The following is a 21,957-nucleotide window of genomic DNA, read 5'->3' as shown; positions in this document are numbered from 1 at the left end:
GGCCGCACGCGGCACTACTGCTCCTGCGAAGCCTGCTTCTGCCGCGTGCCCGTCGCCGCCGGGGCGGCCGGGGCGGCCGGGGCGGCCGGGGTCTCCTCGAAGGAGACCTTGCCCATGTGGCGGTTCATCGACTTCATCAGCAGCCAGACCGCGCCCGCCATCACGGCGAAGACGACGAACCCGAGGACGCCGGGCGTCACCTTGTTCTCGTCGAGCTCCTTCGCGGCGAGCGGGACGAGCTGGGTCAGTGCGAGGTGTGCGCTCATGCTAGGCATTGTCGCGGATGCCCGCGAAGAGGTCGTCCTCGGGGAGGGAGGTGTCCACGAGCGACTTCGCCAGCTCGTACTCCTCCGTCGGCCAGACCTCCCGCTGGATGTCCATCGGCACCCGGAACCAGCCCCCGTCCGGGTCGATCTGCGTGGCGTGCGCGATCAGCGCCTTGTCGCGGATCTCGAAGAAGTCGCCGCAGGGAACGTGCGTGGTCAGCGTCCGCTCCACGCGCTCGAACTCCTTCCAGCGCTCCAGCCACTCCCCGTACGGCGACTCCATGCCCCGGTCGAGCAGCGCATGGTGCAGCGCCAGGGTGCGCGGCTTGTTGAAGCCCTGGTTGTAGTACACCTTCAGCGGCTGCCAGACCGGACCGAACTCGGCCTCGGGGTACTTCTCCGCGTCCGTCGCCCCGTCGAACGCCACCATCGTGATCTTGTGGGTCATGATGTGGTCGGGGTGCGGATAGCCGCCGTTCTCGTCGTACGTGGTGATGACCTGCGGCCGGAACGCGCGGATCTTGCGCACCAGCTCGCCGGCCGCGTGGTCGACGTCCTCCAGGGCGAAACAGCCCTCCGGCAGCGGGGGCAGCGGGTCGCCCTCCGGCAGACCGGAGTCGACGAAGCCGAGCCACTCCTGGCTGACGCCGAGGATCTCCCGGGCCTCGTCCATCTCCTTCTTGCGGACCTCGTGGATGTGCTCCTCGATGTACGCGTCGCCCTGGAGCTTGGGATTGAGGATGGAGCCGCGCTCGCCGCCCGTGCAGGTGACCACCAGCACGTCCACCCCCTCGGACACATACTTGGCCATCGTCGCCGCGCCCTTGCTCGACTCGTCGTCGGGGTGGGCGTGCACGGCCATCAGACGCAGCTGCTCAGTCAAGACTCGATCCCTAGTCGTTGGTCGCTGGAAAAAGTGGGCGCCGTCCTCCGGGGGACGCCCTCGAGGGGCGGCGGTCGGGTGACGGGTGGGCAACTTCTATAGTGACGGAATCGGGGGGCCGAAAATTCCGCCTGCCCGGCGTCGTGAAGGGATCGATCATGAGCGCGGTACGCGAGTCGCTGCCCGAGGGCCGGTACGGCCGCTCCGCGGACGAACGCGCCGACGGCCGGCTCAAGATCGCGGGCATCGTGCTCGGTGTCCTCTTCACCGGCCTGCTCGGCTGGTTCGGCTGGCACTACGTGGTCGACTCGAAGCTCAGCGCCGAGGTGATCAAGTTCGAGGTGGTCGGCGACCGCGAGGTGCAGATGCACCTGGAGGTCCGCAAGGACGCCGGCGCCGCCGGCACCTGCACCCTGCGCTCCCGCTCCGCGGACGGCGCCGAGGTCGGCCGCAAGGACGTCCGTTTCGAGGGCCCGGAGACCCGGATCGACGAGGTGGTCTCCATCCGCACCACCGCGCGCGCCACCAGCGCCGAGCTGGTCGGCTGCACGGAGCGCTAGAAACGCCGCGCTCCCCCCGCGTCAACCTGCCTGACCAGCGGGGACGTATTTCTGATGACTTTCGTCCCTTCCTTTTTCGCCGCCAATTGTTAGGCTCGTGGTTTCGCCCACCCAGGAAGGCACATCCTTCTGGGTAGGGCGATGCTTTGTATTCCCAGTACCTACGAGGAGCACCTGTGACCCAGACCAGCGACAACGTCACCTGGCTCACCCAGGAGGCGTACGACAAGCTCAAGGGCGAGCTTGAGTACCTGTCTGGTCCCGCGCGTACCGAGATCGCCACCAAGATCGCCGCGGCGCGCGAGGAAGGCGACCTGCGCGAGAACGGCGGGTACCACGCGGCCAAGGAGGAGCAGGGCAAGCAGGAACTCCGCGTCCGCCAGCTCACCCAGCTCCTGGAGAACGCCAAGGTCGGCGAGGCGCCGGCGGACGACGGCGTGGTCGAGCCGGGCATGGTGGTCACCGTCGCCTTCGACGGCGACGAGGACGACACCATGACCTTCCTGCTGGCCTCGCGCGAGTACGCGAGCAGCGACATCGACACCTACTCGCCGCAGTCCCCGCTCGGCGTGGGCGTCAACGGCAAGAAGGCCGGCGACGAGGCTCAGTACGAGCTGCCGAACGGCAAGATGGCGATGGTCAAGATCCTCGACGCCAAGCCGTACACAGGCTGACACGACGAAGACGACACGGGGCCGGACCGCAGCGGCGGTCCGGCCTTCTGCATGTTCATGCTGAGGCGCGTGGGATGATGCGGGCGGCCGTCACGTCCTGAGGGGGAAGACACACGTGCTGTTACCGCTGCGCGAAGGCACGCCCGCGCGGATCGGGCCGTACGAACTCCTGGCGCGGCTCGGCGCCGGCGGCATGGGCGAGGTCTTCCTCGGCCGCACGCCGAGCGTGGCGGGCGCGCACGACGGCACGTACGTGGCCGTGAAGACGGTCCGCCGCGACGTCGTCGCCGAACCGGCCTTCCGCGACCGGTTCCGGCGCGAGATCAAGGTCGCGCGCCTGGTCTCCAGTCCGTACGCGGCCGCCCCGCTGGGCGGCGACGCGGACGACGAGGTGCCCTGGCTGGCGACGGCGTACGTACCCGGCCCCAGCCTGTCGCAGGCGGTGCGCCGCGGCGGCCCGCTGCCCGTCCCGACCGTACGCGCCCTCGGTACGGCGCTGGCCCGCGCCCTCGCGGACCTGCACGGCGCCGGGGTGCTGCACCGCGACCTCAAGCCCGGCAACGTCATGCTCGCCGCCGACGGCCCGCGGGTCATCGACTTCGGCATCGCCCGCAGCAGCGGGGCGACGACGATGACGGCGACCGGGATGATGGTCGGCACCCCGTCCTTCATGTCCCCGGAGCACGTCGCGGGCGCGCGGCACGTCACCGGGGCGTCGGACGTCTTCTGCCTGGGCTCGGTGCTCTGCTACGCGGCGACCGGCGAGGACCCCTTCGGCGACGGCCCGCTGGCGGCCGTGCTGTACCGCGTCTCGCAGGCCGAGGCGGACCTGAGCCGCGTCCCCTCCGACCTCCGCGACGTCATCGCCGCCTGCCTGGCCGCCGACCCGGCGGCCCGCCCCACGCCCGAGGGCCTGGTGGCCCTCCTGGGCGGCGGGGAGCGGGCGAGCTGGCCGCAGGGGGTGCTCGACCACATCGGCGAGTACGGCCGCGAGCTGGCCCAACTCGTCGCCACCGGCACGGCCCTGCGCGAGGTCGCCTCCGCGCCGACGGCCCCGGACCAGCTCCCGACCCTGCCGCCGGGTGCACCGACGAGCGGCCCGGCCCCGGCCCCGCGGAAGCGCCGCCGCCTGCTCGCTGCGGGCGTCGCGCTGGCGTTGGTGGCGGGCGGGGTGGGGGCGTATGTGCTGTGGCCGGAGGGGAAGCAGCCGGCGGCCGACGCGAAGCCCCCGAAGACGGCCGGTCCGCGGATCCCCGGCGTGGACGACCGGGGCCTCACGGACGCCTCAGGCGTGGTGCCGCAGAACACCGAGCAGCGCCCTGCGGGCTGGAAGCCGTGGAAAGAGAAGCTGACCGCGCCCGCCCTCGGCTGCTCGGCCGGCGAATCGGTGCTGGTCTGCCGGACGACCGACGGGCGGTACGAGGCACTGGACACGGCCACGGGCAGAAAGCTGTGGGACGCGAACCTCGTCAAGGACCCGCGGGACAACCTCAGCTTTGTCGGCCCCAGCGGGGGCATCTTCATCGCGGGCGCCACCGCCCGGCCCTCCGTCCACGGCGACACGGCCGTCCTCGCCACCGGCGAACGGCTCCAGGTGCGGGACGCCCGCACCGGCGCGGTGCGCTGGGAGAAGCGCGCTGCGGCGCAGCAGGGCCAGGGCAGCCGCCCGATCGTGGCCGACGGAATCGTGTTCGCGGCGACACCGCGGACCGAGGAACTCGACCTCGAAGAGATCGGGATGACGGCCTTCTCCCTCGCCGACGGCAAGGAGCTGTGGAGCAAGGGGCTCACCAATGCCGGTATCCCGCGGTCCGAGATCAAGGACTTCGAGCCCGTCGCCTACGCCAAGGGCGTCGTGTACGCACTCGGCGACGCCGGGATCATCGCGTACGACGGGAAGACCGGCACGGAACTCGGACAGGTCGACCAGGAGGCCGAGGACTGCGAGACGGTCAAGGTCCTGGGCCCCGACGCCTACTGTCTCGGCACCCCGCACAGCGGCGCGGCGGAGGGGCGTCTGCACCGGCTCGACTCCCGCACGCTCGCCGCGAAGGGGAGTCTGCCCGCGCCGGTCGAGGGGCTCCGGCCGGACGCCGTGGGGCTGGGCGCGGCCGTCGGCCTCGGCCCCGACGCGGTGAAGATCCACGCGCTGAAGGACGGCGCGCTGCTCGGCTCGTACGCGACGAAGGCCGCGCCCGAGGGGCTCGCCCTTGCGAGATCCGCTCCGCTGCTCGCGGGCGAGCAGGTGGTGTGGGCCGACTACTCCGCCCTCTACACGGTGCGGCTCGACAAGCACGGGAAGCCGGCCGGGCTGAAGGTCACGCCGGTTCCGGGCGCACCCGGGCCGCGCGCGGAGAAGGAACCCGATCCGAACGGGACCAGCTTCGCCGACATGATCCGCTCCCCCGAGGTGCTGCTGATCGGCGGGATCGCCCACCTGGTGTACGACCAAGGCGTCGTGGCCTCCGTCGAACTGCCCAAGTGACCTGCTGAAAGGCCCCCACACATGCTCAAGGCCCTGCCCGCCGGGCAGCCTCCGCGTCTGGTCGGCCCCTACCGGCTGCTCGCCGCGCTCGGCGCCGGCGGTATGGGCGAGGTGCATCTGGCCTGCCGCGCGGACACGCCGACGGCCGATCCGCACCGGATGGTCGCGGTGAAGACCGTCCGCGCCGACCTGGAGGTCGTCGACGGCGACTTCCGTACCCGCTTCCGGCGCGAGATCACCGCCGCCCGGGCCGTCAGCGGCCCGTACGCGGCGCGGCTCGTCGACGCGGACCCGGACGCGGCGGCGCCGTGGCTGGCGACGGAGTACGTGCCCGGCCCCTCGCTCGCCGAGGCGGTGACGCGGGCGGGCGCGCTGCCGGTCGAGGCCGTACGCGCGCTGGGCGCGGCGCTGGCCCGGGCGCTGGAGTCGGTGCACGCGGCGAAGGTGCTGCACCGGGACCTGAAGCCGGCGAACGTGCTGCTGGGGGCCGCCGGGCCGAAGCTGATCGACTTCGGCATCGCGCAGGCGTTCGAGGCAACGGCTCTGACCTCGACGGGACTTGTCGTCGGCTCGCCCGGGTTCATGTCGCCGGAGCACCTGGTCGGCAGCCGGGCGGTCGTACCGGCCTCGGACGTGTTCTGCCTGGGCGCGGTGCTGGCGTTCGCGGCGAGCGGGCGGGGGCCGTTCCACGACGAGGAGCTGGCGTCGGTGGTCTTCCGGATCAGCCGGGCGCAGGCCGAACTGGACAATGTGCCGGAGGAGTTGCGGCCGGTCGTCGAGCGGTGTCTGCGGCTGGACCCGGCGGAGCGGCCGTCGCCGGCGGAGCTGGCGGAGCTGCTCGGCGGCCGGGCGCCCGCCGCCTTCCCGTGGCCGGGCGGCGTGCTGTCGCTGCTCGCCGAGTACGGGGACGCGGCCCGCCGTATCGGCGAGGCGGCGGCGTCCGGGACGGGCGTGGCCGACCTGCCGACGATCGGCCCCCAGGTCCCGTACTCCCCCACGGCGGCGGGGTACCGGCCGCCGGCCGCCCCTGCAGCTTCCGGGCGCCGTCGCCCGTGGGCGGCGATCGCGGCCGGCGCGGTGGCGGTCGCGGTCCTGGCGACCGGAGGCATCGCATGGTTCAACAGCCAGGGCGGGCAGGAGGGTTCGTCGGGCGGCGCGGCCGGTCCCACGGCCGGCACGAGCGGCGTTCCCAAGGCCCCGGCGACGCTCGGCCACGTGGTCCTGCCTTACGGCGGCGAGGGCCACGGCGGCGACTTCGGCAGCACGGCCACGGACCGGGCGTCCCGGCCGGCGGGCTGGTCGCCCTGGAAAGCGAAGGTCGAGGCGGGCGCGGAGTCCTGTGCGCTGGCCCCGAAGGTGCTGCTCTGCGCGGGAAGCGGCGGGTCGGCGGTGGGGCTGAGCGCGGCGGACGGCCGGAAGCTGTGGGAGGTGCCGGCCCGGAAGACCCCGGGCGGGGAGGGGCTGTACGCGACGGCCGGCTACCCGGCCGTCGTCGGCGACACGGCGTACGTCTCGGGCCCCGAGGGGGTGACTGCGTACGGCATCGAGGACGGGAAGGAGAAAGGCCGGATCCCCGCGCCCGGGGGCGACTGGGCGGTGAAGGGCTCGGACCTGCTCGACGGGGTCCTGTACTCGACGTACATCCACCTGGCAGACGAGGGCAAGGGCCTGGTCACCGCCCTGAAGCTGACGGGGGACGGCGGGCAGGAGCTGTGGCGGCACGAACTCGACGGCCTTCCGGAGCAGCCGGTGGCGGCCGGCGGCCGGGTGTACGTACCGGTCGGCGTCACCCCCGTCGCGCTCGATGCCGGCACGGGCAAGGAAACCGCTCGCGCCGCCGGGGGTCTGACCTGCGGTGAACTGGTCGTTCAGGGGCCGTACGTGCTCTGCACGGCCTCCATGGACGGTGGCGTCCCCGTGCTCGACTCCCGGACGCTGCGGCTGGTGCGCACCTTGGGCAAGGGCCTGACGATCGCGGGCGGCCCGGCGTTGAGCAAGGACGGGATCGTGGCCCTGCTCGCCGGTGACGACGCGCGGACCGTGGTCACGTACGACCTGAAGAGCGGCAGGGAACGGTGGCGGGCGGACGTGCACTGGAGCTACACGATGGGCATCGGACCGCTGAGCCGCGTCTGGTTCATGGGGGACAAGGTGGTCGCCGGCGGGCGTCACCACGTGCACGCCATCCCGCTGTCCGGACCGACGGGGAAGCAGGAGCACGAGTTCGAGGTGTTCGAGGCTGCCCTGCCGAAGGACATCGACCCGGCCGTCCTGGCGTCCACCGAGGCACTGGCCGCCGGAGGGGCGGTGTTTCTGCCCTTCTCCGACGGCCTGATCGTCTCCGGCCACCTGCCCTGACCGCGCCTGCTCAGGGCGGCACCCGCCTCACACCGTCGCCGACCGGTACTTCCGTACCGACAGCGTCCGGAAGACCACGATGATCAGGAAGGACCAGATCAGCGAGGCCCACACCGGGTACTGCATGGGCCAGGCGTCGGACGGGGAGACGCCGGGGTTGCCGAAGAGTTCGCGGCAGGCCTGGACGGTGGCGCTGAAGGGGTTCCATTCGGCGATCGGCTGGAGCCAGGACGGCATCTGACTGGAGTCCACGAACGCGTTCGAGATGAACGTGACCGGGAACAGCCAGATCAGGCCGCCGGACGTCGCCGCCTCCGGGGTGCGGACCGACAGGCCGATGAGCGCGCCGATCCAGGAGAAGGCGTAGCCGAGGAGCAGCAGGAGGGCGAAGGCGGCCAGCGCCTTCGGGACGCCCTCGTGGATGCGCCAGCCGACGAGGAGGGCGACGATCGCGAGGACGACGAGCGTCAGCGTGGTCTGCACCAGGTCCGCGAGGGTGCGGCCGGTGAGGACCGCGCCTCGGGCCATGGGTAGCGACCGGAAGCGGTCGATGAGGCCCTTGTGCATGTCGTCCGCGATGCCCGCGCCCGCGCCGGCCGTGGCGAAGGTGACGGTCTGCGCGAAGATGCCGGCCATCAGGAACTCGCGGTAGACCTGCGGAGAGGTCGAGCCGCCGATGCTCATGGAGCCGCCGAACACGTAGCTGAACAGCACCACGAACATGATCGGCTGGATCAGCCCGAAGATGACCATCTCGGGGATGCGGGTCATCCGGATCAGATTGCGCTTGGCGACGACCAGGGAGTCGGCGATCGACTGGGAGACGCCGCCGCGCGGCTTCGGGGCCGTCCTGGTGGACGCGGTCACGGTGGTGGTCACTTCGTCGCCTCCTTCCGCTCGCGCGTGCGGCCCCTCGCGTTCGCGTTCTCCTCCTCGTCCGCCAGCTCGGCCGCGTGGCCGGTCAGCGAGATGAAGACGTCGTCGAGGGTGGGGCGGCGCAGGCCGATGTCGTCGATCTCGACGCCGACGGTGTCGAGGTCGCGGATGACCTCGGCGAGCAGCTTCGCGCCGCCGGTGACCGGGACGGTCAGCTTCCGGGTGTGCCGTTCGACGGAGACCTCGCCGTGGCCGATGCCGGCCAGGCCGTAGCGGGCGAGGACGTCCCGGGCGGGTTCGATCTGCTCGGGCTGGTGGACGACGACCTCGACGCGCTCGCCGCCGGTCTGCGCCTTGAGCTCGTCGGAGGTGCCGCGGGCGATGACCTTGCCGTGGTCGACGACGCAGATGTCGTGGGCCAGGTGGTCGGCCTCCTCCAGGTACTGGGTGGTCAGGAGAAGGGTCGTACCGCCGGCGACCAGCTCCTGGATGATGCCCCAGAGGGCCTGGCGGTTCCGCGGGTCGAGGCCGGTGGTCGGCTCGTCCATGAACATCACGGGCGGCGAGACGACGAGCGCGGCCGCGAGGTCGAGGCGGCGGCGCATGCCGCCGGAGTACGTCTTGGCGGTCCGGTCGGCGGCGTCGGCGAGGCCGAAGCGCTCGAGCAGCTCGTCCGCGCGGACCTTCGCCTCCTTGGCCTTCATCTGGTACAGCTGCCCGACCATCTGGAGGTTCTCGCGGCCGGTCAGGTACTCGTCGACGGCGGCGAACTGGCCGGACAGGCCGATGGAGCGGCGTACTTCGTTGGGGTGCTGGAGCACGTCGATCCCGGCGACGACCGCGCGGCCGCTGTCGGGCTGGAGAAGCGTCGTCAGCACGCGCACGGTGGTGGTCTTGCCCGCGCCGTTCGGGCCGAGCAGGCCCAGGACCGTGCCCTCGGGCACATCGAGGTCGACGCCGTCCAGAGCTCGTACGTCACCGAAGGTCTTCACCAGACCCTCGGCGTATATCGCGCCTGGCATGTGGGTTCTCCCAGGGGTTATCCCGGATTCGGGCGATTCCCGCCCAAGTCTAGGGAGGCTGGGCGCCCCGCGCCCAGCGATCGAGTGATCCGGGCCACATCCGGACCACCACCGAAGCTAACGCGATACATCGCGAGCGACAAGAGGCGCGACCGCACCCCGCGCGCCCCGGCCCGTCAGCCCGCCATCACCACGTACCCCGCCGCCCGCAGCGCCGACTCCACCTCCGCGCAGTGCTCCGGGCCCTTCGTCTCCAGGTGCAGCTCCACCTCGACCTCCGTCAGCCCGAGCCGCGGGTCGGTGCGGACGTGGCCGACGTCGAGGACGTTCGCGTCGACCGCCGACAGGACGCCCAGCAGGTTCGCGAGCACCCCCGGGCGGTCCGCGACGCGCAGCCGCAGGCTCAGGTAACGGCCGCCCGCCGCCATGCCGTGCCGCAGGATGCGCTGCAGGACGAGCGGGTCCACGTTGCCGCCGGACAGCACCGCCACCACCGGGCCCTGGAACGCGCGCGGATCGCTCAGCAGCGCCGCCACCGGGCTCACCCCGGCCGGCTCCACCACCAGCTTCGCCCGCTCCAGGCAGAGCAGCAGCGCCGACGACAGCGCGTCCTCGGAGACCGTACGGACCTCGTCCACGTACTCCCGGACGATCCGGAACGGCACGTCGCCGGGGCGGCCCACCTTGATGCCGTCCGCCATCGTCGTCGGCGACTCGATCGACACCGGATGCCCGAGCGCCAACGACGGCGGGTACGCCGCCGCGCCCTCCGCCTGCACGCCGATCACCTTCACGTCCGGCCGCACCGACTTCACCGCGAGCCCGATCCCCGCCGCGAGCCCGCCGCCGCCGACGCCCACGACGATCGTGCGGACCTCCGGGCACTGCTCCAGGATCTCCAGGCCGACGGTGCCCTGACCGGCGATGACGTCCGGGTGGTCGAAGGGATGGATGAACACCGCCCCGGTCCTCTCCGCGTACTCCTCCGCCGCCGCCAGCGTCTCGTCCACGACCTGCCCGTGCAGCCGCACCTCCGCCCCGTACTCGCGGGTCGCCGCCACCTTCGGCAGCGGCGCGCCGACCGGCATGAAGACCGTCGCGTGCACCCCGAGCAGCGAGGACGCCAGCGCGACGCCCTGCGCGTGGTTGCCCGCCGACGCCGCGACGACCCCCGCCGCCCGCTGCTCGGGCCGCAGCCCGGCGATCCGCACGTACGCGCCGCGCAGCTTGAACGAGCCGGTCCGCTGCAGGTTCTCGCACTTGAGGTGCACCGGGGCCCCGACCAGCGACGACAGATAGCGGCTGCCCTCCATCGCGGTCACGCGGGCGACACCCGACAGCATCTTCTGCGCGCCCCGCACGTCGTCGAGGATCAGAGGGTGCAAGGGGTCTGGCCCGCGATAGCTCATGACCGCAAGTCTCGCAGCTCACCGCCCCTCCGGCGGCCCCACCGCCAAGCATCCGAGCGGGTTTGCGCAGCCCCGGTACGGACCTGCGTCCGCACGCGTACTCTGTCCCCCACCAAACCGACCACGCACGAGAGAGCCACCACAGCCATGCCCACGTCTCAGGACATGACGACTGAGCTCGACCCCGGTCTCCTCGATGCCCTCCAGCACCAGGTGGCCGTCTTCGCGCGCCGTGCGGAGCAGACCCGGCTCGGCGGCACCGGCCAGCTCCGCAACTCCATGGACCGTGCCGCCTACCTGCTGCTCAACCGGCTCGACCAGGAAGGCCCGATGGGCGTGAAGGCGCTCGCGGCGGGCATGGGGATCGACTCCTCCACGGTCACCCGCCAGGTCGCCCCGCTCGTCGACACCGGGCTGGTCAAGCGCACCTCGCACCCCGAGGACGGCCGGGCGGTCGTCCTGCAGCTGTCTCCGCGCGGCCAGGCCCGCCTGGAGGAGGTCCGCTCCTCGCGGCGCGCGCTGATGGCCCAGGTCACGGAGGGCTGGACGGCGGACGAGCGCGCCTCGTTCTGCACCCTGCTCACGCGCTTCAACTCGGCACTCTCCGCCCGGCAGTCGGGGCTCCCGGCGCAGGCGGAGGCGAGCACGGCGGCGCCGGCACAGGAGTCCTGACCGCTCCCCCGGTCCTCGGCCGCACGCGAGTATTGACCTGAACCGCACCCCTGTCCTCATATGAGGACGTGGCAGATCAGCGGGACCGGCGCGGTGATCAACAGCACCGTCGTACGCGCGAGTTCGAGGCCTTCGTCGCAGGAGCCGGCGGCCGGCTGCTGCATGCCGCCACGCTGCTCACCACCGAGCCCCCGGCACGCAACCCGCGCGCCCGCGCGCTCCTGACCGCCTCCCTCGCGCACACCTACGCCCACTGGGACCGGCTGCGCGGGGAGGACCCGTACGACCGGACCCGTACCGAACTGGCCACCCGCTTCGCCCGCGCCGCCTGGCGGCACCACCGCGGGCACGGCGGCGTGCTGTCCGCGCTCACCCCGCAGGAACGGCTGGTCGTCGTGCTGCGGATGTACGAGAACGTGGCGGAGGAGCAGACCGCCGCGATCCTGGGCCTGCCGATGGACCGGGTCCGCGCGGTCTGCCACCGGGCGGTGTCGGCGCTGCGGCGTACGGGGACGGGGACGGGGGCGGCGGCCGGGCCGGTGCCGGGTACGGATCCCGGGAGGGCGGCGTCGTGAGGCGTGCGGGACGTGGCAGGGGGGACGCGTCGTGAGCCGGTCCGCCGACCGGCGCGACGAGGAGATCCGGCGGCTGCTGCGCGGCACCGGTCACCCCGCCGTCCCGTCGGACCTCGCCGCGACGGCCGTCGCACGCGGCGCCCGCCGGCTGCACCGCGAACGGCTGCTGCGCCGGGCCGGCTGGACGCTGCTCGCCGCCGCCGTCCTCGTCTTCGTCGTCTGGGCCGCGGTGGCCCGCCCGTGGGAGCCGCCGCCCGCCACGACTCCCCCGCTCGAAGGCTGGTGAGGACGGGCCTAGCCTGGAGGAAGAGGAGCCCGACGGGAGGTCGTCATGGCCAGGAAAGCATCCGACTGCCGGGACACGCCCAGCGTCTCCGGCTGCTCCCTCTACATCTCCGGCGAAGAGGAGGAAGTGCTCCGGGCAGCCGTCGAGCACGCGGTGTCCGTCCACGAGCACACGGACACCCCGGAGTTCCGCGAGGAGGTCCGGGTCAGCCTGAAGGACCCGCTGCCGGGCACGTGAGGGGTACGTGACGGGTACGGGCGTCCTGCCCGTACCCGTCACGTACGACGGGGGTACGACAGGGGTCGACTAGCCCAGCGCCTGGCGCAGGTCGGCCAGCAGGTCCTCGACGTTCTCGATGCCGACCGACAGCCGGATCAGGTCCGCCGGGACCTCCAGGGCCGAGCCGGCGACGCTCGCGTGCGTCATCCGCCCCGGGTGCTCGATCAGCGACTCGACGCCGCCCAGCGACTCGCCGAGCGTGAACAGCTTCGCGCGGTTGCAGACCTCGACGGCCGCCTGCTCGCCGCCCTCGACCTGGAAGGACACCATGCCGCCGAAGTCCTTCATCTGCTTCGCGGCGATCTCGTGGCCCGGGTGGTCCGGCAGGCCCGGGTAGAGGACCTTGGTGACCTTCGGGTGCTGGGTCAGCATCTCCACGACCCGGGCGGCGTTCTCGCTGTGCCGGTCCATGCGGACGGCGAGGGTCTTGATGCCGCGCAGCACGATCCAGGAGTCGAACGGACCGGCCACCGCGCCCATCGCGTTCTGGTGGTACGCGAGTTCCTCGCCGAGCGCCTCGTCGGCCGTGACCAGCGCGCCGCCGACGACGTCGGAGTGGCCGCCCATGTACTTGGTGAGCGAGTGCACGACGACGTCCGCGCCCAGCGCCAGCGGCTGCTGGAGGTACGGCGAGGCGAAGGTGTTGTCGACGATCAGCTTCACGCCGGCCTGGCGGGCCACGCCCGCGACCGCGGCGATGTCGGTGATGCCGAGCAGCGGGTTGGACGGCGTCTCGACCCAGATGAGCTTGGTCCGCTCGTTGACCGCGGCGCGCACCGCCTCGACGTCGGAGGTGTCGGCGACGGAGAAGTCCACGCCCCAGCGCTGGACGACCTTGGCGAAGAGCCGGAAGGTGCCGCCGTACGCGTCGTTCGGGATCACCACGTGGTCGCCGGGCACGAGCAGCGTGCGCAGCAGGCAGTCCTCGGCGGCGAGGCCGGAGGCGAAGGCGAGACCGCGGCGGCCGCCCTCGAGCGCGGCGAGGTTCTCCTCCAGGGCGGTACGGGTGGGATTGGCGCTGCGGCTGTACTCGTAGCCGCCGCGCAGCCCGCCCACGCCGTCCTGCTTGTAGGTGGACACCTGGTAGATGGGCGGGACGACCGCGCCGGTCAGCGGGTCGGCGGTGTTGCCCGCGTGGATGGCGCGGGTCTCGAAGCTCTGGTGGGTGTGCTGGTCGCTCATGGTCAGGAGCGTAGTCCCGCGCGGGGTGCACCGCCGCCCGTGCCCGCAGCGGGTTCCTGGACAATGGACGCATGGAGATTCTGTGGGTCCTGCTCGCGATGGCGATGCTGTTCGCGGTCCTCGGTCCGATCATGATGCGGCGCCGCGGCGGCATCCGGCTCGCGCTGCCCGGCTCGCCCGACGCCGCCGACCCGGAGGCGTACGGCTTCCTGCGGCAGGAGGAGCAGGACGTCCGGATGCCCGGCCCGGACCACGACCTGGTGGACGTGCTGAACGTCGTCCAGCACACGCAGGACTGGCGGGCGGCGTCGCAGCTCCTCGCCGGTACGGACAAGGGCGACGAGCTGCGCTGGCAGCGGGTGCAGGCGTTCGCCGGAGCGGCGTCGCTGGAGCTGAAGGAGCGGCCGGGCGTCGGCGGCGCGTGGCTGCGGGCCTGGCGGTCGGAGCAGCCGAAGGACGCGGGCGGCGCGGCGGTGCACGCGGAGTTCCTGGTGCAGCAGGCGTGGCGGTCGTCGGCACCCGGCACGGACGAGTTCCGGATCATCCTGGAGGAGGCCCGCAAGGCCGCCGGCGAGGCGGCGCTGCTGGCCCCGGGCGACCCGGTGCCGTACATCGTGGAGCTCGCGGTGGCCCGCGGGCTCGGCTATCCGCCGGAGCAGTTCGACCGGGTGTGGGCCCAGGTGATCGACCGGGCGCCGCAGCACATGGGCGCGCATCTGGCGGCGCTGCAGTACTGGTGCGAGAAGTGGCACGGCTCGCGCGAGGAGGCGGACCACTTCGCGACGACGGCGGCGGCCCGGGCCCCGCACGGCTCGCTGCTGGCGGCGCTGCCGCTGTTCGCGGTGTACGAGCACCTGCCCGAGGTGAACCTGGTGCAGGGCTTCTACCGGAGCGAGGTCGTGACGAAGGCGGTCGAGGGCGCGCTGTACGCGGTGCACTCGGCCCGCGCGGACGACCCGATGCTGGCGCACGTCCGGCACCTGCTGATCCTGTTCCTGATCCGCTCGGAGCGCTGGGCGGAGGCGATGCACCAGCTGGTCCACGTCGACGGCCACGTCGGCGCCCTCCCGTGGACGGCGGTCCCGGACCCGGCGGCGGAGTACGTCGTCCACCGCAATCTGGCAGTGGCGGGCTACGAGGCGAACGGGGGGAACCCGGCGACGCTGCGGCACTGAGGTACCGCGGCATGCAGGGAGGGGGCGCGGCTGTGTGGGCCGCGCCCCCTCTGTCGTGCTCCGCCGGGCGGCCGATCAGAACGGGGTCTCGCGCGGGTCCCAGTCGTAGCTCGCGGTGTACTGGGACAGCGATCCCCAGCCGTTGTTCACGTACAGGTCCATCACCGGCGCGTCCTTGCCGTACAGATCGCCGTACCTGCCGTCGCGGTTGGCGTCGCCGAGCGCGAGGATCCGCTCGAACCGCCCCCAGCCGCTGCCGATCTGCTTGCGCGCGCCCATGCCACCGGTGCCCTTGCCCGGGTAGAGCCACAGCCTGCCCGAACCGTCGCGGGCCACGAGGTCGTTCTTCCCGTCGCTGTTCATGTCGCCGGCGCCGACCAGGGCTGTCATGCCCTGCCAGCCGGAGGTGCCGATCTGCTTGCGCGGCTCGAGGGTGCCGTTGGCGCGACCGGCGAAGAGCCAGAGCCGCCCGCTGGAGTCGTTGGTGACGACGTCGCCCCGACGCCCGTCCCCGTTGAAGTCGCCCATCGCGGTGACGTTCCGCAGCGTCGACCAGCCGACGCCGATCTGCACGCGGGCCTTGAGCCCGCCCGTGCCGTTGCCCGGGTACATCCACAGCACGCCGTTCCCGTCCCGCGTCACGAGGTCCTCGGCACCGTCGCCGTCGCGGTCGCCGTGCCGCTGGAGGACGTTCATGGAGTTCCAGCCGACGCCGATGCGGGTGGCGGTGGCGTCCCCACGCTGGAAGTAGAGGGCGCCGTCGAAGGTGCGGAAGATCAGGTCGGTGATGCCGTCCCGGTTGAAGTCGCCGAACGGCTGGGGCTCAGTCCGGCCCCACGAGTCCGAGTTCCAGTCCATGTACTTGTTGCCGTTGCCGCACTCGTGACGGGTCGGCGACAGCCGGAAGGAGCTGACGTTGTTCGCCATCCCGACGTTCTCGTCGTGGAACGGCGTGAGGTCGATGTCGCCGCTGTACTCGGCCTTCGCGTAGAAGACACCCTGGTACACCGAGTCGTCGTAGACGTGGTACCGCTCGGTGAAGAGGCAGGCGTGCAGGCCGGTGCGGTTGCGCATGCTCGCCGCCCAGTTGTCGTACGCGCCGAGCGTCGCCATGCTGCCGCTGTAGGTCGCCATCGCGCCCGAGCCGTCGGCGTTGTCGAACAGACAGAACCGGCCGGCCGGACACCGGTCGAAGCCGGTCGAAGCCTGCGCCGGCGACACCGCGGCCGCGAGCAGTCCCAGCGCGGAGAGCCCCGCGACGACGGCGCTCCGGAACGCACGCTTCATGCGCACCCCTCCCTTGAGTCCCATGCCCCCCACGGACATCGAGTGGCTGTACGGTACACGTCAGACGAGAGAGGCAGCCCGGGGAATCCCGGCACGCGCCCCCGCGTTGTCATGGGGGCGCCGAGCAGCCGAGGAGAGCCCGCATGTACCTGTCCCGCACCCCCGTCCTCCCCACCCCCGAGCAGGCACTGAAGGGCCGCTCGGAACCCGAGTTCCCGGTCCCGGAGCGCCACACGGTCCTGGGCAACCCGCTGCTGGGCCCGTACCCGGAGGGCCTGGAGGTGGCCGACTTCGGTCTGGGCTGTTTCTGGGGCGCCGAGCGCAAGTTCTGGCAGACCGAGGGCGTCTGGACGACGCTGGTCGGCTACCAGGGCGGCTACACGCAGAACCCGGCGTACGAAGAGGTCTGCTCGGGCCTGACGGGCCACACGGAGGCGGTCAGGGTCGTCTTCGACCCGGCGAAGGTCTCGTACGAGCAGCTCCTGAAGGTCTTCTGGGAGTCCCACAACCCCACGCAGGGCTTCCGCCAGGGCAACGACGTCGGCACCCAGTACCGCTCCGCGATCTACACCCACACCCCCGCACAGGCGACGGCCGCGGAGGCGTCGCGCGAGGCGTACCAGCAGGTCCTGACCCGCGCGAACCACGGCCCGATCACCACCGAACTCCGCCCCGCCGAAGGCCGCCCCTTCTACCCGGCAGAGCCGTACCACCAGCAGTACCTGGACAAGAACCCGGCCGGCTACTGCGGCATCGGCGGCACGGGCGTCAAGCTAGATGCCCCGTCGGAGACCAACTGGGGCCGTGCCTGCCCGACCGGAATCACCCCGGCTCCGAACCCCACGGAGGCCTGACCGCACTCCGCCACATGGTGAGCAGAGCGGGACCGGGCGTCGACGCCAGTGCTGAGAGGTCCGGACGAATCCTGAGCCCCGGTGCCTACTGCTCGGCCCCGCGCTGAACGCCCTCTTATCGGTGGGTCCGCTGGGCGGGCTGTCCGCCGCCGGCGTCTCCCGGCTGCCGGCGACGGTTGACCGCACCCAGGATGATCTTGATGGCGAGCCCGAGGATGACGAAATCAGCGACGATCTGCCCGGTGACCACGAGCCGTGCCGCCTCGCTCTTGGCCGCGATGTCGCCGAACCCGACCGTCGAGAACACGGTGACAGCGAAGTACAGCCCGTCGGTGTGCGTCAGCCGCTCGCCGAAGTTGCTGGCCGACATCGTGGCCATGACGACATACGTGCTGGCGAACAACAACAGGAACAGCGGAACGCTGGTGGTCAGGGCTTCGACGGCGCACAGGCCCGGGAAAGGCGACCGGAGGATCGCGCGGACCTGGAATGCGATCAGTCCGACGAACACCACAAGCCCGATCACCAGCATCGTGATGGCGCCCCAGGCCGAGGAGTGGCTCAGGGGCAGCGCATAGTAGAGGGCGACCAGCGCGGCGGCCGATCCCACGATCCGCAGCACGGCCCGCGCAATCATGCGGCGTGAGGGTCTGGCCTCACGCCGGGCAGCCGGCGCCGGGCCCGCGCTATCAGTCAACGCCCCCACCGCAATCTGCTGACGACGTTGCGGAACGACAGGTTTCGCTCTTGCCGCACGATGCGATCCCGCCTAGCGGTTCGTGCTGGAGGGCTCGCCGATGGCGGCGCGCACCCAATCGTCAGCGCTACCGGGGGCAAGAGCGGCGAGAAACTCTGCCAGTGAGCCATCCCAGCTATCTTCCGCTCTGTCGGCCGCTGCCGCGGCAACCATCTGCCGCGTCTGGTGGTCCTTGCAGCGAACCAGCACCAGGGCCCCATGCGGGCCGGCTTCGGCGAGGAGTTCGTGGGCCGGTGCTCAAACGATCCGGCGTGCCCTTTCCGCACGCGAGCGGCGTGCACCCCGCTCTTTGCGCCTCTCAGCATGGAGAACAGGCCGATGAACCCGATCAACCATGACAGCGAGACACGGATCAGCGTGTACATGAAATCACCGGCCGACAGCACCCGAGACACGGTTACCTTCAGCGACCCGTCGGGGTTGCCTCTGACCACGGCAGCAGTCGTGCCACTCTTGCGGGCCTCCGTTCGGAACCCCCGCCCCAGCGACGCCAACATGTACTCGGCGCGACGGTAGCTACCGAAGCGGGCAATGACTACCGATGCTTCCCCGGATTCCGCACCCGAGTTGGTCCCAGACGTCATGCAAGACCTCCCAGCTCGCGCAGCTCCGGCTTTCCCTCACCCGGGTCCTCGGTCTCGCTCACCGCACATGTCTACCGCGCAGCAACCCTGAGCCGCGGTCTGACAAGCCGAGGTTGCTGAATCCCGGCAGCAGGTTGTCAGGTCAGACTCACAAAAGGCACTGATCCTGACGAACGTTCTGCTCTCCGGGGAGGACATCGAGACTGCGGGAAGCCTCGTGCTCGGCGCGAACCTCCGCTTCACCCGGGTCATGGCAGCCGCGGGCAACGTCACCGGTGCGTCCTGGGCGGGCTGCTCCCGGGCGTGTTCCCGGACCTGGGGCTCATCCCTTCCTGGCCGTGATCCCCTTCGTGTCAGCGGTCAAGCTCGCGCGTCACCCCTGACTCTGTTTCTGGTCCCGAGCTGTGCCTGCCGTTGATCAGAACGGTAGCTCTGGGGTGCTTGCGCCGCGTGTGATGGTCAAGACGCGTTCGTGGAAGTCGCGGGTGGCGGTCTCGCGGGGGTAGCGGGAGCGGAGTTCCTTGTCGAGTTCGTTGGCGAGCAGGAGGAGGGACGGGAGTGACTTCCGGTCGGCGTCGAGGGCCTTGGTGGCCATGCTGATGGCTTCGTCTATCTCGCCCGTTCGGGCGGCGGTGACTCCGAGGGTGAGGCGGGCTTCTGCGGCCCGCATGGGGGAGATCTCGGTTCCGTCGGGACCGGTGCTGATCCGGATCACGGACCGGGCGTGGTTGGCGGCGCGCTCGTCGTCTCCGAGGAGACGGTAGGCGTCCATCTCGTAGAAGTCCCACTTGTCCGGGTCGATGATGAAGTGATGTTCGGGGTGCTCCGGGCGGGGCAGGCGGTCCAGCCTCGCCCGTCCGGCGTCCAGGGAGTCGCGGACCAACCGGGCGTCTCCCATACGGGCGGCGGCTCGGGCCTTGTGCGCCCGATCGGCGTGGCGAAGACCGAGGACTGACGTCGCCTGATGCCCGGCCGCCTTGCTGCGCGCGCTGGAGACTCTGGAAACCAGCCGCGGTCCGGCTCAGGGAGCTCGACGCCATCGCCGTCCGACGTCGCGTGGAGGCAGCGGCCGGTCGACGAACCCGCGCCGCATCGACACGACGCACATGAGGGGACCTCGCTGGCCCGACGAAGAGGCACCCTCTCGGCTGGGACTCGTCGCCGCCGTGGCGAACAGCCACACGACGTTCAGGCGTTCTCCGTACCCGGGCGAGAGCGCGGCAGCACTGACGTCGTACGACTCGCACCTCGGTCACTGGTGACTCTCGGTATCCCGACCACCGGCCGCGATCGGAGTGAGGGCGGAGGAACCCTGGTCGCCACAGGTTCGAGAGGTTCCGCAGGTGGGCATTCGGCCGCCGGGACCAGGACCTAGGCGCCAGCGACCAGCATTCCGCCCATTGTCAGCATGGTCGCCGCGACCAGCCCGTCCAGTACCCGCCAGGCCTTCGGCCGGGAGAGGACGCCGCTCAGCAGCCGGGCGCCGAAGCCCAGCGCGAAGAACCAGGTCAGGCTGGCCAGGGCCGCGCCCACGCCGAAGGCCCAGCGCAGGTCTCCGCGGTCCGAGGCGAGCGAGCCGAGGAGCAGCACGGTGTCCAGATACACGTGCGGGTTCAGCCACGTCATCGCCAGACAGGTCAGGACCGCCCGGCGCGCCGAGCCGGCCTCCGGTCCGCCCGCGGTCAGGGCAGCGGCGGGATCAGCGCGCAGTACGCGCCGGGCCGCGAGAAAGCCGTAGCCGAGCAGGAACACCCCGCCCAGCAGGCCCACTGCGGTCAGCGCCGCCGGCCAGGCCGTGACCACCGCGCCGACGCCCGCCACGCCGAGCGCGATCAGCGCCGCGTCCGACAGGGCACAGATCGCGACCACCGCGAGGACGGCGTGACGGCGGGCGCCCTGGCGCAGGACGAACGCGTTCTGGGCGCCGATGGCCACGATGAGGGAAAGGCCGGTTCCGAATCCTGCGAGTACGGCGGCGAGGAGGCTGCTGGTCATGGCTTCGACCGTAAGGACGACACCTTGATGAGTACAGCTAAAGATTCTTAAGTACCCTTAGCCATAGTTATGGACGAGCTTCCCCTGGACCAGGTCCGGACGCTGCTCGCGGTGGTCGACGAGGGCACCTTCGACGCCGCGGCCGCCGCCCTGCACGTGACCCCCTCCGCCGTCAGCCAGCGCGTCAAGGCTCTGGAGCAGCGCATCGGCCGGGTCCTGCTGATGCGCACCAAACCGGTGCGCCCCACCGAGTCCGGCGAGGTGGTGGTCCGCTTCGCCCGCCAGCTGGCGCGGCTGGAACGGGACGCCCGCGCCGAACTGGGCCTGGCGGCCGAGCAGGGCCCGGTCCGGATCCCGATCGCGGTCAACGCCGACTCCCTGGCCACCTGGTTCCTGCCCGCGCTCACCCGGGTGCCGCAGGACCCGCCGATCTGCTTCGAGCTCTACCGGGAGGACGAGTCCCACACCACCACCCTGCTGCGCGAGGGACGGGTGATGGCGGCCGTCACCTCGTCGCCCGATCCGGTGGCCGGCTGCACCGTACGGCGGCTGGGGCTGGCCCGCTACCGGGCAGTTGCCGCACCCGAGTTCGCCGCACGCCATCTCACGGGGTCCCTGCCGCAGGACCTCCGAGAGGCCCCGACCGTGGTCTTCGACCCGCGCGACAACGCCCAGGACGCCTTCGTGCGATCCCTCACCCAGGGCAGCTCGGACGCCGGGCGAATCCGTCACCTCGTGCCCACATCCGACGGCTTCCGGGACGCGGTCGCCTTCGGCCTCGGCTGGGGCATGGTGCCCGAACCACAGGCCGAGCCGCTCCTGCGCGCTGGCCGGCTGGTGGAACTGGCGCCCACGCGGCCCATGGACGTCCCGCTGTACTGGCAGCAGTGGAAGCTCGACTCGCCCGCCCTGTCCACGGTCGCCGACGTGGTGGCGACCGCCGCCGCCGAAGTGCTACTGACCGACGGGGGAAGCGGCTCGCCTGAGAACCCATGGCGCCCCTCTATCGGCGTACGGACTGAAACTGTGCCCGAAAACTCGTGAACTGGTCTGACGTGCCTCGGTGCAGTGGAAGGAATCGACTCTGGCACCGGCAGAACCTTTCGACACCAAAACCCGAACGGCTACTTCGGCTCGGCGGCACGAGCGCCTCGTGCCCGAGCGGGGTCGCGAAGGCCGGGGTCGGCCACCAAACGCTCCTTCGCGGCTGTCAGCAACTTCATCTCGCCTGATGGCACGATGCCCTGATGAGTGAGGATCAGTACTCCGCAAGGCCAGCCGTGACCCGGCTGGACACCTACGACAACACCGAGATCTTCGGGGACGCCGCCGATCCGTTCAGGGTCGCGGAGTGCGGTCTGGTCTGGAGACTCAAGGATCACCACTTCGGGATCAGGGTGGACGGCCGGGTCGTCGCGCATGCGGGGCTGGTCGTCCTGCCGGTGTCGGTCGGCGGGATCCGGATGGACGTGGTGGGCCTCGGAGGTGTCGGCGTCGCTCCGGATCAGCGAGGCCGGGGGCTTGCCCGGCACGTGGTGAGCGGCACGATGAAGCACGCACGAACGCTGGGGCCCGAGTTCGCGCTCCTGTTCTGCCGCCCGGACGTGGCCGCCCTCTACGCACGGTTCGACTGGAACGAGTTGGACGGTGAAGTGGAGGTGGAGCAGCCAGATGGCGTGGCAATGATGCCGCTGCGGACGATGTGGTTCCCGCTGCGAGGAGAGGGCCGGTGGCCCGATGGTCCGGTTCGACTGCATTCGCGTCCGATGTGACCGCAC

Annotated in this window: 22 protein-coding genes; 12 read left to right on the top strand and 10 right to left on the bottom strand. The window is 71.5% G+C overall.

The window, feature by feature from the left end:
* Positions 1-14 precede the first annotated feature (14 nt).
* Positions 15-275, bottom strand: a complete 261-nt coding sequence (locus ABZO31_RS21080; protein ID WP_406862786.1) for a hypothetical protein — start codon at positions 273-275, stop codon at positions 15-17.
* On the bottom strand, positions 268-1,149 hold the full coding sequence (gene mca / locus ABZO31_RS21075) for a mycothiol conjugate amidase Mca (RefSeq protein ID WP_406862785.1): 882 nt from the start codon (positions 1,147-1,149) through the stop codon (positions 268-270). Before mca ends, ABZO31_RS21080 begins: the two co-directional genes overlap by 8 nt.
* A 158-nt stretch (positions 1,150-1,307) precedes the next feature.
* On the opposite strand from mca, the gene ABZO31_RS21070 reads away from it, so the two are divergent.
* From ABZO31_RS21070 to ABZO31_RS21055, 4 genes are all read left to right on the top strand, one after another.
* Positions 1,308-1,709, top strand: coding sequence for a DUF4307 domain-containing protein (locus ABZO31_RS21070; protein ID WP_406862784.1), 402 nt, complete (start codon positions 1,308-1,310; stop codon positions 1,707-1,709).
* A gap of 176 nt (positions 1,710-1,885) precedes the next feature.
* A complete protein-coding gene (greA, locus tag ABZO31_RS21065) occupies positions 1,886-2,383 on the top strand; it encodes a transcription elongation factor GreA (protein WP_406862783.1) in 498 nt (165 codons plus the stop codon).
* Positions 2,384-2,498: 115 nt separating this feature from the next.
* Positions 2,499-4,868 (top strand): protein kinase domain-containing protein, encoded by a 2,370-nt coding sequence (locus tag ABZO31_RS21060; RefSeq protein WP_406862782.1) that lies wholly within the window; start codon positions 2,499-2,501, stop codon positions 4,866-4,868.
* A 21-nt stretch (positions 4,869-4,889) separates the two neighbouring features.
* Positions 4,890-7,226 (top strand): protein kinase domain-containing protein, encoded by a 2,337-nt coding sequence (locus ABZO31_RS21055; protein WP_406862781.1) that lies wholly within the window; start codon positions 4,890-4,892, stop codon positions 7,224-7,226.
* A gap of 27 nt (positions 7,227-7,253) precedes the next feature.
* Here ABZO31_RS21055 and ABZO31_RS21050 read toward each other — a convergent pair whose 3' ends face one another.
* The 3 genes from ABZO31_RS21050 to ilvA form a co-directional block, all read right to left on the bottom strand.
* Positions 7,254-8,093 carry an ABC transporter permease gene (locus ABZO31_RS21050; protein WP_406865424.1) on the bottom strand — a complete coding sequence of 280 codons (840 nt, stop codon included), beginning with the start codon at positions 8,091-8,093 and terminating at the stop codon, positions 7,254-7,256.
* A gap of 8 nt (positions 8,094-8,101) precedes the next feature.
* On the bottom strand, positions 8,102-9,124 hold the full coding sequence (locus tag ABZO31_RS21045) for an ATP-binding cassette domain-containing protein (protein ID WP_406862780.1): 1,023 nt from the start codon (positions 9,122-9,124) through the stop codon (positions 8,102-8,104).
* 176 nt (positions 9,125-9,300) lie between these two features.
* Positions 9,301-10,533, bottom strand: coding sequence for a threonine ammonia-lyase (gene ilvA, locus ABZO31_RS21040; RefSeq protein ID WP_406862779.1), 1,233 nt, complete (start codon positions 10,531-10,533; stop codon positions 9,301-9,303).
* A 147-nt stretch (positions 10,534-10,680) separates the two neighbouring features.
* Between ilvA and ABZO31_RS21035 the strand changes: the two genes are divergently transcribed.
* From ABZO31_RS21035 to ABZO31_RS21020, 4 genes are all read left to right on the top strand, one after another.
* Positions 10,681-11,205 carry a MarR family winged helix-turn-helix transcriptional regulator gene (locus tag ABZO31_RS21035; protein WP_406862778.1) on the top strand — a complete coding sequence of 175 codons (525 nt, stop codon included), beginning with the start codon at positions 10,681-10,683 and terminating at the stop codon, positions 11,203-11,205.
* Positions 11,206-11,273: 68 nt separating this feature from the next.
* On the top strand, positions 11,274-11,780 hold the full coding sequence (locus ABZO31_RS21030) for a sigma factor-like helix-turn-helix DNA-binding protein (RefSeq protein WP_406862777.1): 507 nt from the start codon (positions 11,274-11,276) through the stop codon (positions 11,778-11,780).
* 31 nt (positions 11,781-11,811) lie between these two features.
* Positions 11,812-12,066: a hypothetical protein gene (locus tag ABZO31_RS21025; RefSeq protein WP_406862776.1), complete on the top strand. Its 255-nt coding sequence runs from the start codon at positions 11,812-11,814 to the stop codon at positions 12,064-12,066.
* Between the two features lie 45 nt (positions 12,067-12,111).
* Entirely contained in the window at positions 12,112-12,303 is a 192-nt protein-coding gene (locus tag ABZO31_RS21020; protein ID WP_406862775.1) for a DUF1059 domain-containing protein, read from the top strand.
* 69 nt (positions 12,304-12,372) lie between these two features.
* Here ABZO31_RS21020 and ABZO31_RS21015 read toward each other — a convergent pair whose 3' ends face one another.
* A complete protein-coding gene (locus ABZO31_RS21015; protein WP_406862774.1) occupies positions 12,373-13,527 on the bottom strand; it encodes a cystathionine gamma-synthase in 1,155 nt (384 codons plus the stop codon).
* Between the two features lie 71 nt (positions 13,528-13,598).
* Between ABZO31_RS21015 and ABZO31_RS21010 the strand changes: the two genes are divergently transcribed.
* Positions 13,599-14,702 (top strand): hypothetical protein, encoded by a 1,104-nt coding sequence (locus ABZO31_RS21010; RefSeq protein WP_406862773.1) that lies wholly within the window; start codon positions 13,599-13,601, stop codon positions 14,700-14,702.
* Between the two features lie 75 nt (positions 14,703-14,777).
* Here ABZO31_RS21010 and ABZO31_RS21005 read toward each other — a convergent pair whose 3' ends face one another.
* The gene (locus ABZO31_RS21005) at positions 14,778-15,989 is read right to left on the bottom strand and encodes an FG-GAP-like repeat-containing protein (RefSeq protein WP_406862772.1); all 1,212 of its coding nucleotides are present in this window, start codon (positions 15,987-15,989) and stop codon (positions 14,778-14,780) included.
* A gap of 143 nt (positions 15,990-16,132) precedes the next feature.
* Here ABZO31_RS21005 and msrA point away from each other — a divergent pair, with 143 nt between their 5' ends.
* Positions 16,133-16,843 (top strand): peptide-methionine (S)-S-oxide reductase MsrA, encoded by a 711-nt coding sequence (gene msrA / locus ABZO31_RS21000; protein ID WP_406862771.1) that lies wholly within the window; start codon positions 16,133-16,135, stop codon positions 16,841-16,843.
* A 115-nt stretch (positions 16,844-16,958) separates the two neighbouring features.
* Here msrA and ABZO31_RS20995 read toward each other — a convergent pair whose 3' ends face one another.
* The 3 genes from ABZO31_RS20995 to ABZO31_RS20985 form a co-directional block, all read right to left on the bottom strand.
* On the bottom strand, positions 16,959-17,480 hold the full coding sequence (locus ABZO31_RS20995; RefSeq protein ID WP_406862770.1) for a potassium channel family protein: 522 nt from the start codon (positions 17,478-17,480) through the stop codon (positions 16,959-16,961).
* A gap of 1,122 nt (positions 17,481-18,602) precedes the next feature.
* On the bottom strand, positions 18,603-19,067 hold the full coding sequence (locus ABZO31_RS20990; protein WP_406862769.1) for a hypothetical protein: 465 nt from the start codon (positions 19,065-19,067) through the stop codon (positions 18,603-18,605).
* Positions 19,068-19,555: 488 nt separating this feature from the next.
* Positions 19,556-20,179, bottom strand: coding sequence for a LysE/ArgO family amino acid transporter (locus tag ABZO31_RS20985; protein ID WP_406862768.1), 624 nt, complete (start codon positions 20,177-20,179; stop codon positions 19,556-19,558).
* A gap of 69 nt (positions 20,180-20,248) precedes the next feature.
* Here ABZO31_RS20985 and ABZO31_RS20980 point away from each other — a divergent pair, with 69 nt between their 5' ends.
* Entirely contained in the window at positions 20,249-21,223 is a 975-nt protein-coding gene (locus ABZO31_RS20980) for a LysR family transcriptional regulator ArgP (protein WP_406862767.1), read from the top strand.
* A 203-nt stretch (positions 21,224-21,426) separates the two neighbouring features.
* Positions 21,427-21,951: a GNAT family N-acetyltransferase gene (locus tag ABZO31_RS20975; RefSeq protein ID WP_406862766.1), complete on the top strand. Its 525-nt coding sequence runs from the start codon at positions 21,427-21,429 to the stop codon at positions 21,949-21,951.
* Positions 21,952-21,957: the final 6 nt, after the last annotated feature.

The sequence above is a fragment of the Streptomyces solicamelliae genome (assembly GCF_045348655.1).
In the GTDB taxonomy this organism is placed as follows: Bacteria; Actinomycetota; Actinomycetes; order Streptomycetales; family Streptomycetaceae; genus Streptomyces; species Streptomyces solicamelliae.
The sequence above is the reverse complement of the archived record's forward strand: the minus strand, read 5'-3'. Positions and strand labels throughout refer to the sequence as shown.